Here is a 14,826-nt window from a genome sequence, read left to right on the forward strand (position 1 = left end):
GGGCTTTTCCATGTTTGCGCCATCACGTCACGGGTACCCGAGGCACCGGACATCTCAGGTCGCGGCAACGGTCTCGACCTGCTGTGCGCCCTTCTTGATCATCGCATAGCTGATTGCGGTCACCAGGGTGCCGGCGACGATGGCGCCCAGATACATCAGCGGCACGTTGATGGCATTGGGGATCAGCAGCACGAACAGACCACCGTGCGGCGCCAGCAGCTTGGCACCCACCAGCATCGACAGGGCACCGGTCACGGCGCCACCGACCATGCAGGTGGGAATCACGCGCAGCGGGTCCTTGGCGGCAAAGGGAATCGCCCCCTCGGAGATGAAGCACAGCCCGAGAATGAAGCTGGCCTTGCCGGCCTCACGCTCCGGTTCGGCGAACTTGGAACGTGCGATGAAGCTTGCCAGCCCCATGCCCAGCGCCGGCACCATGCCCGCGGCCATGATGGCGGCCATCGGCGCGTAGGTCTCGCTGGCCAGCAGGCCGACCCCGAAGGCATAGGCGGCCTTGTTGACCGGCCCACCCAGGTCAAAGCACATCATCGCACCGAGCAGAATGCCCAGCAGGACCGCGTTGGCCGAGCCCATGGACTCGAGGAACTCGGTCAGCGCCGTCATCAGCCCCGCCACCGGCGTGCCGACCACATAGATCATCACCAGCCCGGTGACCATGCTCGCCACCAGCGGGATGATCAGGATCGGCTTGAGCGACTCGATGGACTGCGGCAACTTCACGTAGCGGCTGAGCCCCGAGGCCGTGTACCCCGCGAGGAAGCCGGCGATGATGCCACCCAGGAACCCGGCATCCAGTGTCGCGGCCAGCCAGCCCCCGATCATGCCTGGCGTGATCCCCGGACGGTCCGCGATCGAGTAGGCGATGTAGCCCGCCAGTACCGGAATCATCAGCTTGAAGGCCGAGCCACCACCGATCTGCATCAGCGCCGCCGCCAGCGTGCCCTCCTCCTCGAAAGCCTTGATGCCGAACACGAAGGACAGCGCGATCATCAGGCCGCCCGCCACCACCATCGGCAACATGAAGGACACCCCGGTCAGCAGGTGCTTGTAGGGGCCGCGCTTCTCGCCCTTCTGCTGGCCACCCTGACCGCCAGAGGCCGTGACGGATTCCACCTCGGCACCTTCCAGCGCCTGCTCGATGGTGTCGCGCGGCTTCTTGAGCGCGGTACCGGTGGAGGTGCGCCAGACGCGCTTGCCGGCGAAGCGGGTCGGGTCGACCTCGATGTCACAGGCCAGAATCACCACCTCGGCCTCGGCGATCTCCTGTTCGGTCAGCGCATCCTGGGCACCGACCGAGCCCTGGGTCTCGACACGGGTCGGATAGCCCAGCGTCCGCCCGGCCTCGCTCAGTGCCTCGGCGGCCATGAAGGTATGCGCCACACCGGTGGGACAGGCCGTGACCGCCACGATGGACGGCCCCCGGGACGACGTGACGGGTGTCCCACCGGCAGCAGACGCGGGTGCGGCCGAGTCCGTGAGGGCCGCGATGTCCTTGCGCTCCAGCACCCGGGCACGCGAGTCGGCCAGCTCCAGAAAGGCCTGCGGGTCCGGCAGCGCATCCTCGATGGGGGCCAGATGCACCCGCTTGCCGAGAAAGTCGTCCAGCGCCACGCTGGCCAGCGGCGATGCGGCGATCAGCACCAGCTCCGCCTCCGCCAGCTGCGCCTCGCTGAGGGTGATCTCGGGTTCGATGCGCGAGCGCATGTCGATGATCGGATTCCAGCCACGACGACGCGCGGCCTGCTCCAGGCGGCGCGCCGCCAGGAAGGTGGTCGCCATGCCACTCGGGCAGGCGGTGACGATGATGACGTTCATTGGCGTGGCTCTCCGGCTGTCTCGACATCGGCAGACGCCAATGTCTCGATGCTGGTGTGTTGTTGGAGGGTCTTGAGTGTGGTGGCAAGCGGATTGCCGGGACCGGGATGGGTCACGGCCTCGGCGGAGAGTGCGGTGGCATGGCGCAGAATCCGCTTGCGGTCTTCGGGTGAGGCATCGGGCTGACAGAGCACGCCATGCAGCATGGCGGCCAGCAGGGTATCGCCGGCGCAGACGGTACTGACGACCTGCATGCGCGGCGGCCGAGCGCGCAGCATGGCGGCGCCGGGGCTGGCCCACAGCACGCCTTCCGGCCCGGCGGAGATCAGCGCCTGCTCGATGCCGTGATCGATCAGACGCCTGAGCGCACGCTCGCGGGCCGCATCACTGTCCAGCGGCTCCCCGGCCCACAGCGCCAGCTCCTGTTCATTGGGCTTCACCGCCGTGGGCGGCACCGCCAGCCCCGCTTCCAGCGCGGCGCCGCTGGTATCGAGCCAGCAGGCGACATGGCGTTCGCGCACGCGACTGACCAGTGCTGCCAGCTGGGCATGGCTGATCCCCGGCGGCAGACTGCCGGCGATCACCACCGCACAACGTGGCAGATTGCCCTCGGCCTGCTGGCGGTCGATCCAGTCATCGATGCGCGCTTCCAGGCGTGCCAGGGCGTCCTCGTCCACCCGCATGCCGGTACCGTTCACGTCGGTGACCCGGCCACTGGCCTCGCCAAGCTTGACGTTGATGCGCGTCGCACCGGCCACGCGCTCGAAGGCGTCCACCAGCCCCCAGTCGGCAAAGGCCACGGTGAAATCGGCCTGATTGTCGGCCCCCAGAAAGCCGCTCAAGGTCACCGGGTGGCCCAGCGTCGCCAGCACGCGCGCCACGTTGATGCCCTTGCCCGCGGCTTCCAGATGATGACTGCGTGCACGGTTGACCGTTCCCAGCGTCAGACTGTCCAGCCCGATGCTCAGATCCAGCGCAGGATTGAGCGTCACGCACAGCACGGGACAGTCAGCGGCCGGGTGTGATGGCGAGTGATGGGAAGCTGTCATCACACCTGCTCCTCCTGCCGGGGATGGGGTTGGGCGTTCTGTTCGATCAGGCTGTCCAGCGCACTGCGCACGTCTTCCGACGTCGGCTGCGCCAGGGCGACGCGTGCCTGTTCGCGCGCCATGGTCAGATCCAGCTCACGCACCCGCGCCTTGACCAGCGGAATCTGGCGACTGGAGACGGACAGTTCATCCACCCCCAGGCCGACCAGCACACCCACGGCCTGATCATCACTGGCCAGCTCACCGCAGACGCCGACCCAGGCACCATGGGCATGCGCGGCCGCCACCGTCATCTCGATCAGACGCAGTACTGCCGGATGCAGCCCATCGGCCTGTGCGGAGAGCGTGGCATGGCCGCGGTCGATGGCCAGGGTGTACTGGGTAAGATCGTTGGTACCCACCGAGAAGAAATCGACTTCGGGAGCGATGCTGGCGGCCGTCAGCGCCGCCGAGGGAATCTCGATCATCACGCCGACCTGCACGTCACGCACCAGCGGCTGGCCGTGCTCGGCTTCATGGGCGGCGTCCAGCTCGCTGCGTACGCGCTCGACGATGGCACGTGCAGCGCGCAGTTCGGCAAGGTCCTTGACCATCGGGAACATCAGGCGGATCGGGCGGGAGCCCGCCGCCATCAGCAGTGCCCTGACCTGGGTCTCGAGCACTTCCGGACGCGTCAGCGCCAGACGGATGCCACGCAGCCCGAGGAAGGGATTGTCCTCTCGCGGCAGCGGCCAGTACGGCAGCGGCTTGTCACCGCCGACATCCAGGGTGCGTGCCACCAGCGGGCGGCCATCCAGCGCATCGAGTGCCTCACCGTACTGGGCGGTCTGGGTGGCGAGATCCGGTGCCTGCGGATGGGCCATGAACACGAATTCGGTCCGCAGCAGGCCGACCCCTTCGGCACCGCGCTCGACGGCGTCGCCGGCATGCGCGGTATTGCCCAGGTTGGCCACCACCTCGACCTGATGGCCATCCCGGGTGATGGCTGGCGCCATGCGGGTTTCCCAGGCCGCGGCCTGACGCTGTTCATGGCCGGCGATCGCCTCTTCGGCCCGGGCGCGGCGACTGGCGGAAGGCATCACGCTGACACGCCCGCGCTCACCATCGACGATCAACTCGCTGCCATCGGCGATCGCCAGCACGCTCGGGCCAGCCCCGACCACCGCCGGAATGCCCAGTGAACGCGCCAGAATCGCGCTGTGCGAGGTGGCCCCGCCCAGGGCCGTGACCAGTCCACGCACCCGGGAGGTATCCAGACGCGCCACATCCGACGGGCCGATATCCTCGGTCACCAGCACATGCGGCGTCTCGGGGGCGCTGGGCAGCGGCGTGTCGGTGAGCACGCCGAGCACACGGCGCCCGACGTCGCGCAGGTCAGCGGCGCGCTCGGCCAGCAGACGGTCCGCGAGGTTTTCCTGGGCTCGCGCGGCGCTATCGATGGCGGACCACCAGGCAGCCTCGGCGCTGTGGCCTTCCTCGAGACTCTCGCGCGCCGCGGCAAACAGCTCCGGGTCGCCGAGCATCTCTTCGTGCATGGAGAGAATCTCGGCCATCTCGGCGCCTTCGGCCCGATTGACCAGCTCCTGCAGCTGCTCACGCGCCGTCTGGATGCCGCTCGCCAGCCGCTGGGCCTCGTGCTCGGCGCCCGCATCGCTGCGCGCCTCATAGAGAAAGCGCGGCTGATACATCACCCAGCAGGGCGCGATGGCCATGCCCGGCGAGGCCGCCACCGCCGGCACGACACTGTCAGCCTCGGGGGCTGCCACCTTGTCGGAAGCCGGCTGGGCATCCGGCGCACTGGCCTCGGGACGCTGGTCCATCAGCGGCTCCACGGACTCGCCAAGTCCTGCCTTGACCGCCGCGACCATGGCATCCAGCGCGGCCTGATTGGCCCGGGCATCCTCGCCGTTGGCACTGAAGACCAGCGTCTGGCCACGACGTGCTCCCAGCCCCAGCACCTTGGTGAGGCTGGCGGCACTGACGATACCGCCTTCCCCCTGCTCGAGGCGCAGCGAGGGAATGATGCCGAAACTCTCGCCGGCGTCCCGCGCGGCCTGTACCAGCTGCTTGGCGGGACGGGCATGCAGGCCATGTGCATTGAGCAGCGTCACGCTCGCCAGCTGTGCCGTGGAGGACTCTCCCAGCAGCCGCGCCAGCAGAGCGGAGGTGGACAGCCCCGGCAGGCGCTCGCCCGCACCATCTTCCAGCAGCGTCAGCAGACGCTCCAGCAACACGCGGTGCTGCCCGCCATCAGCGTCCAGTGCCAGACAGGCCACGGCGTTGATGCGCCCGTGACGGGTATCCAGCGCCTTCTCGGGCGTGACCACGGACAGCGCCGGCTGGCTCACGTCCTGTCGGGACTGCACCAGCCAGATGCCCTGGCCCAGAGCGTTCGGCTCGGTCTGGAGCATCGCGGTGAGAAAGCCGTCCCCGACGCAACCGGCCTGACGCAATCGCGCCGCGCCTGCCAGCACCAGCTCATCGCGGTCGCGTGCCGGGAAGCCACACAGCACGGTATCGGCATCCAGACGTGGCGGAATCACCTCGCGGCCAAGCTCGGCGAGAATCTGCTCCGCGGTCGTCGCGGATGCCAGGCGCTCACTGACGCCTTCGCGGTCCAGCACGCGCGTCAGGGAACGCAGGATATCGAGGTGCTCATCGGACTGCGCCGCGATGGTCACCACCAGAAAGACACGGTTGCCATCGTGCCACTCCACCCCCTGCGGGAATTGCAGGACACGCACGCCGGTGGCCAGCACGGCCTCACGACTGTCGGGTGTCCCGTGGGGAATCGCGATGCCCTGCCCCAGGTAGGTGGAAGACTGCGCTTCGCGAGCCAGCAGACCTTCACGATAGGCCGGCGTGGCGCGCCCACCGGCAACCAGGGCATCAGCGGCCTGATTCAGGGCATCGCGCCAGTCATTGGCGTGGGCGGCGAGGAGGACATCCTCATGAGCAAGGCTGAGCATGGCGGGCTCCTTGAGGCCCCTCTCTGGCAAGAGGCCTGGATATGTGACGTGCGGCGCGGGCGTGACATCTGACGCACCGGCACTTCATCGGGCGAGTACCACAAGGGTAGCGGCGGCGTGGCGTGATGACGAATGCTGCTGAATCGTGTCACCTCAATGGATTCATGCTGGCCGTTTTCTTGCGCGTGATCAAGTGAATGCCATGCAGATGAGCGATTTTCCTGACTAGACATTGGGCGTAGAGCCGCCTGTGGTGCGGGGTTGCGAGGGGTCGGTCGAGGGATACCGTCATCAGTGAGGATTTGCACCTCAGGCCACAAGTGAGCATCATTCCTCGCACATGGAGCTCGCAGGTCCCGTTCTCCCTCTTCCAGCAAGGACAGTGGCATGACCCTGGCAGAAATCGCGCGTCTTGCAGGCGTTTCACGTACCACCGCCAGTTATGTGGTCAATGGGCAGGCACAGGCACGACGTATCAGCCCACAGACGGTCGAGCGCGTGATGGCGGTGGTGCAACGCCATCACTACCGGATCGATGCCCAGGCAGCCGCCCTGCGCCGCGGGGAAAGCCGGACACTGGGGTTCATGCTGCCCGATCTGGAGAATGCCAGTTACGCACGCCTCGCCAAGCTGCTGGAACGCGGTGCCCGCGAGCGCGACTATCAGCTGTTCATCGTCTGCTCCGACGACATCCCCGACACGGAGCGCGAACTGGCCCGCATGCTCAAGGCTCGCAGGGTCGATGCCTTGATCACCGCCAGCTGTCTGGCACCGGATGATCCCTTCTACCGCGAACTGACGCTGGATGGCTTCCCGGTGATCGGGGTGGACCGCGCACTGGACACGCGCCACTTCGCCAGCGTGGTCAGCAACAATGCCGATGCCGCCAGCCAGCTGACCCGTGCGGTGCTTGAGCATTCACCACGAGACCTGCTGTGGCTGGATGCCTTGCCGGAACTCGAGATATCGCGGGAACGTGCCCAGGGCATGCGCTCGGCGCTCGAGACCCATCAGAGCCAGACGCCGCTTGAGGCGACGACACTGCACGCCGCCCGCTATGAGCGCGCCGCCGGTGCCGAGGCACTGCGCGGATACCTCGCGCACTCGCCCATGCCGGAGGCGATCGTGACCGCCTCCTACACCTTGATGGATGGCGTGCTGGACGTGCTGTTCTCGAAGGGCCCGCCTGTCAACGCCCCCAGGGCGATGGCCAGCTTCGGCGATGATCGCCTGCTCGACTTCCTGCCGTTGCCGATCCACTCGCTGCCCCAGTGCCACCAGCGCATCGCGGATACCACCCTCACCCTGGCGCTCGCCGCCATCCAGAGCGATATCACGCCGGGCCTGACCCTGGTGGAACGCGAGTTGCGTCGCCGCTAGACGCCTCACGCGCCGTCGGGCCCGGCCCCGCGACCGGTTCAGCTATCCTGCCCGCCCGCCGTGGCACGATGCTCACGTATTTCCGCCAGCAGCGCATCCACGGCGGCCTCGATACGTCCCTGGGGTGCCTGCCGGGCGAGGTGCTGTTCAAGCAGCTCCGCGGCGTCGCTCAGAAGGTCATGCTCCAGCGCTGCGGCACTGCCCTTGAGCAGATGCGCCTCATGGGTGAGCTGCGCCAGATCCCCTTGCGCCAGCGCACGGGTCAGACGTTGATGCTGCTCCGTCAGCTGAGCATCGAAGGCCTTCTCGAGCTCGGCGATGCTGGCGATGTCCAGCTCATCGCGCAAGCTGGAGGGCGATGGGCTCGCCAGATGACGGGCTTGTGGTGCCGGCCCTGGGCGGCTTGGCGTCTCGGCGCATGCTCCCGGCGATGCTTTCCCTTGAGCATCACGCTGAGCCTCACCCCCGGCGTCGCCGCGAAGGCCAGGCCCCGGCTCGCCCCCCCAGTCCGGTTCCGCCTCACTCTGATGCCAGCCAGCCAGGCCTCCGTCCCGCAGCTGCCAGCGCGCCAGCATGGTGGCGACCTGGTGACGGCGCATCGGCTTGGAGAGGAAGTCATTCATGCCGGCCGCGAGACAGCGCGCCCGTTCACCGGCCTCCACATTGGCGGTCATCGCCACGATCAAGCTGGCGGTGCGTCCGTCGCGCCGCTCCAATGCCCTCACGCCTCGCGCCACGGCGAAGCCATCCATCCGCGGCATGCGCAGATCCAGCAACACCAGCACGATATCGTCGTTTTCCGTACACCAGTCCAGCGCCGCCTGACCGCTCTCGACCACCGTCACCGCATAGCCGAGACTGCACAGCATGGCGCGCGCCACTTCACGATTGATGTGGTTGTCATCCACCACCAGCACCTTCTCTCCACGGCTGAGCGGCAGAGGCGCGTGGGAGTCGGTCTGCGGCTGGCTCATGGGGGCAAGCGGCAGCGGCAACTCGCACCAGAAACAGGCGCCTTCACCCTCGCGGGAGTTCATGCCCAGACGCCCCCCCATCAGCTCCACCAGGCGGCGCGCGATGGCCAGTCCCAGTCCGGTGCCGCCGAAGCGCCGCGCGATCGAGGCATCCCCCTGGGTGAAGGGCTCGAACAGACGCTTGGCCTGCATCTCGCTGATGCCGATACCGGTGTCATTGACCTCGAAACGGACTCGCCCCGCCGGCAGCGGATGCACCATCAGGGTGATCCTGCCGTGCCGGGTGAACTTGAAGGCGTTCGACAACAGGTTGAGCAGCACCTGACGCAGGCGAACGGAGTCTCCCATGACCCAGCGTGGCAGCTGGGCCGAGCGATGATCGACGAAGGCCACACGGGTACTGTCCAGTTGCGGCAGCAACAGATCGATGACGCCATCGACGGCCTGCTGGAGATCAAAGGGTCGCCGCTCGACGGTCAACTTGCCGGCCTCGATCTTCGAGAAGTCCAGCACGTCATCCACCAGCCCCATCAACACCTCCCCGCTGTCACGCAGGCTGGTGGCATACCGGTGTGCGCTGTTGTCCAGCGGCTCGGCCAGCAGCAGCTCGCTCATGCCGATGACACCGTTGAGCGGCGTGCGAATCTCATGACTCATGGTGGCGAGGAATTCGGACTTGGCACGGCTGGCCTGCTCGGCGCGTTCGGCTTCATGCTTGAGGGCCGTGGACAGGCTCAGCAGCTGCTGGCGGGCCTGCTCCCGCGCACGGGCCTGCAGCCAGACCTGGCGACTGACCAGCAGGGTCGTCAGTACCATCAGCCCGAGCAGCAACAGCATCCAATGCACGAGTCGATCGCGCTGCTGGCGTTCCTGGGTGGACTCCTCGGCAAGCTGGGCTCTCACCCGCAGCAGTAGCGTCTGGGTGACATCACTGATCTCGTCGCTCAGCGTCTGCAGCCTCGCGACAGAGGCGGCGTCCGGCAACTCTCTGCCCTCACGCCACTTTGCCGCCTTCCGCCACTCCCCCTCTTCCCGCCATACGCCCAATCGGATGTCGAGGTAGTCGATCTGGCTCATCACCTCATCGGCCAGCATGGGCACCGAGGCCAGGCTCATCAGATGATGACGGAAGTCGCCGCGCCGGAAGATGAAGGTCCGGCTGTAGAGCAGCTCGAAATCCTCCAGCACCTCCTGCCAGGCCGCACCACGCTTCACGCCCTGCGCCTGGGCATAGCGCGCGAGGGAGTTGGTGAGGGTGATGGCCTCGCGATCCAGCTGATAGACCGTCCAGACGGCATCATCGCGAGTGCGGTTCTCGAGCTTTACCTGGTTGTGGAGAATGACACCGCCCACTCCCACGGCCGCCAGCAGCAAGGCGATGATGATGGCCATACCGACCCACAGCGGCCAGCGTGTCCGTGGCGCCTGGGCCAGAGCATGCATGGCGTGCGAGTCTGCCTCGCCGCCCGGCACCTCATCCCGTGATGCAGGGGAGCCCGCCACCGACGAGGGGGAAGACGGCTCACCATCATGTGGGTTGCCGGGCGTGGACGAGGGAGACGAGAAGATCCGATTCAAGCGCGAGCCAGAGGGTACCTGAGGAAGGGGGTGCCCAGGACGACGGCGCCCGGAGGCGACTTGACGACATCCGTCATCGCAGCCTTGGTCATCGCAGCACCAGCCCGTTGACCTGCCAGACGCTACGGAAGCGAATCTCTTCCGTCATCAGTTCCGGATGGGCATCGAAGGGATAGAGGATGAACAAGGGACCGAAATCCCGTACCGGCATCGGCTCGCCATCGCGGCGCGTCGCCAGCAACACCTCGTATCGCGTGATATCCGACATCGGGATATCGGCGGAAAAGTCATTGATGGCCTTCACGCTCACCGTCGAGACATCCTGCCCCACCCGCTGGATCAGCTCGCGCAGCAAGGGCCCGCTGAAGCGGACGACTCCCTGGGTCCATGGCGTGTGGGTGGCATTCACGCGCGAGGGCAGCGCCTCCAGCATCGGCATGTCAAAGCGAGCCAATGGCGACGCCTCACTGCCGGCATTGCCACACGTCACCACGCCGCTGATGGTCAGCACGACCTTGCCCTTGGGCGCCGGCAGGCATTCGTTGGCCTTGAGCGGGTGAGACTCCCTTGCAGGGGGCACTGACGCGTGCGCCGCCAAGGCAGACGGAGCAAGGCCTGCCGCCAACAGAGCAAGGCACAGCGAGGAGACCCGCCGCGCCCCACGCCATGCGCGAATCGCCACGGCTGTCTTCCCGGTCTTGTCAGGCGCCACCAGAGTGCTTTCTGCCTCTGTCCAGATGGCCTTGAAGCGGCCTGCCATGCACTCTTTCATCCTGCTGTCCCATGCTATCCTGCCAACGCCACGTCCGCAGAGAGCCACAACTCTACGTCAGCCACCCTGTGCTTTGCGAGCCTGCGACAAGGCGTGCCTGACGACTCGGCTGCCTTTGAAGGCCTGCATCCGGCCCCGCTCTGAACGCTCGGCGTCGCGTCGTGTCGCCTGACCGGGGACCCACACCATGCTGCCGGCCGCGATCTGCAGCGCTGCCCATTTTCACCCGTCGAGTCCGTTTCGTTCATGACTGATTGCCCAGCGTCCCCCGAGCCTTCCCTTCTCCTGCCACGCGTTCTCGCGGGTCCGATGCTCAGGCGCGTCACGCCAGACAGCATCGTACTGTGGCTGGTGACCTCGCGCCCTCAACAGGCCCGCGTGTGGCTACTGCCGGAAGACGAGAGCCGCCCACCGCTTGCGGGGCTCCCAGACACACCACCTGCCCGACTGACGGAGCATCTGGCCATCCCTCTGGGCACCCATGCCTGGCTGATGCTGCTGGAGGCCCATGCCGAGTCTCCCCTGCCCGCCGATTGCGCCATCGCCTACGAGCTGGCACTGAACGAGCGTGAGGACACCGCTGACAGTAGCGCCGCGCCGCTGGCCGGCGACTGGCATGGCATCGCCGAGTGGGGCCCAGAGATCTGCTACCCCGGCGAGCCTCTGCCACGTTTCCGTCTGCCGGCGAAGCTGACCCGCATCGCGCATGGCAGCTGTCGCAAGCCGCATCACGGCCTGAGTGACAAGGAGGCCGAACGCGTCTGTGCCAACGCCAGTGACAGTGCTCCTGAAGGCCCGGCCGGCGATGGTCTGGTCGCACTGGATCACTGGCTGAGTGAGCGGCGCACCACACCGCTGGAATGGCCGGAAGTGATGCTGTTCACGGGCGATCAGATCTACGCCGATGACGTCGCCGGCCCCATGCTGGGGGCCATCGACCAGGTGATCGAGCGCCTGGGGCTGCCGGAAGAGACCTTGCTGGGTGCCGAGGTCTCCGACAGCCGCGAACTGCGCCAGCACCCGTCGCACCTCTATCATCGCCCGCAGCTGCTGCCGGACATGCCAGCCAATGAGGGACTGGCCGCCAGTTTCTTCGGCGCCAAGCGCAAGCCCATCTTCACCTCCACCGGGGCTGACAATCACCTGATCGGCCTGTCGGAAGTCGTCGCGATGTACCTGCTGGTGTGGTCCGACGTGCCGTGGGCGGCCCTCGGGGTCGAACTGGAAGACCCGTCAGCGCTCGAAGGCCACGACGAGGCCACCCGCGAGCGCCATGCTCGCGAGGCACGCCATCTGGCACGTTTCCGCGCTGGGCTCGGTCAGGTGCGCCGCCTGCTGGCCAACGTCTCCAGCCTAATGATCTTCGATGACCACGACGTCACCGATGACTGGAATCTGAGTGCCGCCTGGGAAAAAGCCGCCTACGGCAATCCCTTCTCGCGGCGCATCATCGGCAATGCGCTGATCGGCTACCTGCTGTGTCAGGGCGCGGGCAACGCACCTCGGGCGCTCGGTGAGCTGCTGGAGCAGGCCAGCGAGCTGTTCACCGATGCGCATGCCGACACCGAGACCGCGCCGGAGGGCCATTTCGACGTCGAGCGTCAGGAGGCGTTGATCGCCCGGCTCGAGCGCTGCGAGCGCTGGGACTATCAGCTCGAGACCACGCCGGCCCTGATCGTGGCGGACACCCGCACTCGCCGCTGGCGCAGTGAGCGCAAGCTGTCGCACCCTTCGGGTCTGATGGACTGGGAGGCGCTGTGTGAACTCCAGCAACGTCTGGTGGAGCAGCGCGCGGTGGTACTGGTGTCTCCGGCTCCCGTGTTCGGGGTCAAGCTGATCGAGACGATCCAGAAGCTGTTCACCTTCGCCGGCAAGCCGCTGATGGTGGACGCCGAGAACTGGATGGCCCACCAGGGCGCCGCCAGCGTGATGCTCAACATCTTCCGCCATTCGCGCACGCCGCAGCATTTCGTGATTCTGTCCGGCGATGTGCACTACTCCTTCGCCTACGATGTGCGCCTCAGGCACCGCCGTTCCAGCCCGCACATCTGGCAGATCACCAGCAGCGGCATCCGCAACCGCTTCCCGGTGGGATTGCTTGACGTGCTGGATCGCCTCAATCGCTGGCTGTACGCCCCACGCTCACCGCTCAACCTGCTGACACGGCGTCGCAACATGCGCATCACGCCACGTCGTCACGATGCCGCAAGTCACGGCGAACGCCTGCTGAATGCTTGCGGCATAGGACTGGTGGATCTCGATGCAAAGGGCCGCCCCATCGCCATTCGTCAGCTGACCACCGAGGGCCGGGAGGTGCACTTTGTCCCACGTCGCTGAGGCTGCCTGCCCGCCACTGGCGCTGATCCATCACCCCGGCTATCGCATCGCGCTGCCCGAGAAGCATCCGTTCCCGATGGACAAGTTCAGCGTGCTCAAACGGCTGCTGGACCACCAGTTGGTCGACTGCGCCCGGGCCGTCGAGTGGGTGATGCCCCAGCCCGCCGAGGAGGAAGACCTGCTCAGCGTGCACACCCGCCGCTACGTGCATGAATTTCTCAGTGGCACCTTGAGTCATCAGGCCCAGCGTCGCAGCGGTTTCGTGTGGAGCGAGGCCCTGCGCGAGCGCAGCGTGCTGGCGGTGGGCGGCACGCTGACCACCGTGCGCGAAGCCCTCACGCGCGGCCTGGCCTGCAATACCGCCGGGGGTACCCATCACGCCCATCCCGAAGCGGCCAGCGGATATTGTCTGCTCAACGACATCGGCGTGGCGGCGCATCAGGCACTGGAAGATGGCGTGACGCGGGTGCTGATCGTCGATCTCGACGTCCATCAGGGCGATGGCACCGCGTTGATCTTCGCTGACGAGCCACGGGTCTTCACGCTCTCGCTGCATGCCGAAAGCAACTTCCCGGCCCGCAAGCAGAAGAGTGATCTGGATGTACCCCTGCCGAAAGGCATGGGCGATGAGGACTATCTGGCGGTGCTGGAGCGCACGCTGGAGGCGGTGCTGACGCGGGTGCAGCCGGAACTCGTGATCTTCGATGCCGGGGTCGACCCGCACGCCGCCGACAGGCTCGGCCATCTCGAACTGAGCGACCGCGGCCTCTACCGGCGCGAGCGCCACGTGATCGAGCGCTGTCGCGCGGCGGGCGCGGCCGTGGCCTGCGTGATCGGCGGCGGCTATGACCGTGATATCGAGGCGCTGGCGTGGCGCCATAGCCAGCTGCACCGGGCAGCGCTGGATGTCTGGCGTGAGGCACATGGTCTGCCTGCCCTGTTCGGGCCGCCGGACTGAGCCTTGCCAACCGCCCCCTGAACGCAGACGCCCGCCACCTTCGATGGCGGGCGTCTGCGTTCAGCCGCGATGCGTCACTTGAAGGCCGTGACCTCGACAGGATCACCGACCCGCAGCGGCGGCTGGCGCGTCGGATCCACCGCCACCAGGTTGTAGCCGAAGTGCACCTGGCCATCCTCGAAACGACGCACCCGCGCCAGTGTCGTCAGCGGCTCCCTGTCACCACGCTTCTCGCCGGTGGCCGGGTCGACATTGACCATCGCGCAGCGCGTGCAGGATGACACCAAGCGGAAACGTACCTCGCCGATCATCACCTCCTGCCAACCATCCTCGGCCCAGGCCTCGGCACCGCTGATCACGAGATTCGGCCGGAACTGGTTCATGCCGTGATCCGCCGTCGGCGTCTCGCGATTGAGCGCTTCCAGCGAGGCCTCGTTGGCCAGCAGCAGCGGGAAGCCGTCCGCGGCACTCACGCGCTGTCGGATGATCTCGCGATAGCGCTCGGAGCGCTCGCCCAGCCAGCACAGCCGCACCGGCATGCCGAGCTGCTCGCTCAACCAGGCATCCGCCTCGTCACTGACGCTCAGAGCGCTGAACTGGTCTGCCCACACCTGGATGTCGAGACGCTCGGCCTCATCACGGGTCGCGAAGCTCACCTCACCGCAGGCCGGGCGGTCCAGCTGCCATAGCCGCCAGTGGCCCGGCGACTGCTCGCGCAGTGCCAGACGCTGCATCTGCGGATGCGTGCGTGCGGTGACGAACTTGCCGCGTGCCGCGACCACCACGAAACGGCGGTCCTGCGTCAGGCCTTCCTCGCCGACAGTCGTGCTCTCAAGTGCCTCGGCGGCGCCTGACTTCAAGGGGTAGCGCCACAGGTGGGTCAGCTGCATCAGGGTCTTCCTTGTCGATGGATACCGAGCGAGGCACATTACCAGAATGCCAGGCCCGAGGGGGCTCAGGGGAGCGGGATCGC

At 67.0% G+C, this 14,826-nt stretch carries 9 protein-coding genes; 3 read left to right on the forward strand and 6 right to left on the reverse strand.

Annotated elements, in window-relative coordinates; translation table 11 throughout:
* Window positions 1-54: 54 nt before the first annotated feature.
* Genes QD172_RS15585 through ptsP form a run of 3 tightly spaced genes read right to left on the reverse strand, consistent with a single transcriptional unit; the run spans window position 55 to window position 5,854 of the window.
* Window positions 55-1,836 carry a PTS fructose-like transporter subunit IIB gene (locus QD172_RS15585; RefSeq protein ID WP_279856231.1) on the reverse strand — a complete coding sequence of 594 codons (1,782 nt, stop codon included), beginning with the start codon at window positions 1,834-1,836 and terminating at the stop codon, window positions 55-57.
* A complete protein-coding gene (locus tag QD172_RS15590) occupies window positions 1,833-2,885 on the reverse strand; it encodes a 1-phosphofructokinase family hexose kinase (RefSeq protein WP_077378377.1) in 1,053 nt (350 codons plus the stop codon). Before QD172_RS15590 ends, QD172_RS15585 begins: the two co-directional genes overlap by 4 nt.
* Window positions 2,885-5,854, reverse strand: coding sequence for a phosphoenolpyruvate--protein phosphotransferase (gene ptsP / locus QD172_RS15595; RefSeq protein WP_077378373.1), 2,970 nt, complete (start codon window positions 5,852-5,854; stop codon window positions 2,885-2,887). Before ptsP ends, QD172_RS15590 begins: the two co-directional genes overlap by 1 nt.
* Window positions 5,855-6,241: 387 nt before the next feature.
* Here ptsP and cra point away from each other — a divergent pair, with 387 nt between their 5' ends.
* A complete protein-coding gene (gene cra, locus QD172_RS15600; protein ID WP_077378370.1) occupies window positions 6,242-7,234 on the forward strand; it encodes a catabolite repressor/activator in 993 nt (330 codons plus the stop codon).
* 38 nt (window positions 7,235-7,272) lie between these two features.
* On the opposite strand, the gene QD172_RS15605 is transcribed toward cra, so the two are convergent.
* Window positions 7,273-9,786: an ATP-binding protein gene (locus QD172_RS15605; RefSeq protein WP_279856232.1), complete on the reverse strand. Its 2,514-nt coding sequence runs from the start codon at window positions 9,784-9,786 to the stop codon at window positions 7,273-7,275.
* 88 nt (window positions 9,787-9,874) lie between these two features.
* A complete protein-coding gene (locus QD172_RS15610; RefSeq protein ID WP_279856234.1) occupies window positions 9,875-10,546 on the reverse strand; it encodes a molybdopterin-dependent oxidoreductase in 672 nt (223 codons plus the stop codon).
* Window positions 10,547-10,867: 321 nt separating this feature from the next.
* Between QD172_RS15610 and QD172_RS15615 the strand changes: the two genes are divergently transcribed.
* Window positions 10,868-12,895: an alkaline phosphatase family protein gene (locus tag QD172_RS15615; RefSeq protein WP_279856235.1), complete on the forward strand. Its 2,028-nt coding sequence runs from the start codon at window positions 10,868-10,870 to the stop codon at window positions 12,893-12,895.
* Window positions 12,879-13,853 (forward strand): histone deacetylase, encoded by a 975-nt coding sequence (locus tag QD172_RS15620; protein WP_279856236.1) that lies wholly within the window; start codon window positions 12,879-12,881, stop codon window positions 13,851-13,853. The genes QD172_RS15615 and QD172_RS15620 overlap by 17 nt, the downstream gene beginning before the upstream one ends.
* A gap of 74 nt (window positions 13,854-13,927) precedes the next feature.
* On the opposite strand, the gene QD172_RS15625 is transcribed toward QD172_RS15620, so the two are convergent.
* Window positions 13,928-14,743 carry an MOSC N-terminal beta barrel domain-containing protein gene (locus QD172_RS15625; RefSeq protein ID WP_240499653.1) on the reverse strand — a complete coding sequence of 272 codons (816 nt, stop codon included), beginning with the start codon at window positions 14,741-14,743 and terminating at the stop codon, window positions 13,928-13,930.
* Between the last annotated feature and the right edge of the window lie 83 nt (window positions 14,744-14,826).

The sequence above is a fragment of the Cobetia sp. 10Alg 146 genome, assembly GCF_029846385.1.
Classification (GTDB): domain Bacteria; phylum Pseudomonadota; class Gammaproteobacteria; order Pseudomonadales; family Halomonadaceae; genus Cobetia; species Cobetia marina.

What these genes read in the sequence shown, in the direction of transcription:
- ptsP (WP_077378373.1), bottom strand. Translation starts at nt 5,854, where the DNA reads ATGCTCAGCCTTGCTCATGAGGATGTCCTCCTCGCCGCCCACGCCAAT.
- QD172_RS15590 (WP_077378377.1), bottom strand. Translation starts at nt 2,885, where the DNA reads ATGACAGCTTCCCATCACTCGCCATCACACCCGGCCGCTGACTGTCCC.
- QD172_RS15610 (WP_279856234.1), bottom strand. Translation starts at nt 10,546, where the DNA reads ATGGCAGGCCGCTTCAAGGCCATCTGGACAGAGGCAGAAAGCACTCTG.
- QD172_RS15585 (WP_279856231.1), bottom strand. Translation starts at nt 1,836, where the DNA reads ATGAACGTCATCATCGTCACCGCCTGCCCGAGTGGCATGGCGACCACC.
- QD172_RS15615 (WP_279856235.1), top strand. Translation starts at nt 10,868, where the DNA reads ATGCTCAGGCGCGTCACGCCAGACAGCATCGTACTGTGGCTGGTGACC.
- QD172_RS15625 (WP_240499653.1), bottom strand. Translation starts at nt 14,743, where the DNA reads ATGCAGCTGACCCACCTGTGGCGCTACCCCTTGAAGTCAGGCGCCGCC.
- cra (WP_077378370.1), top strand. Translation starts at nt 6,242, where the DNA reads ATGACCCTGGCAGAAATCGCGCGTCTTGCAGGCGTTTCACGTACCACC.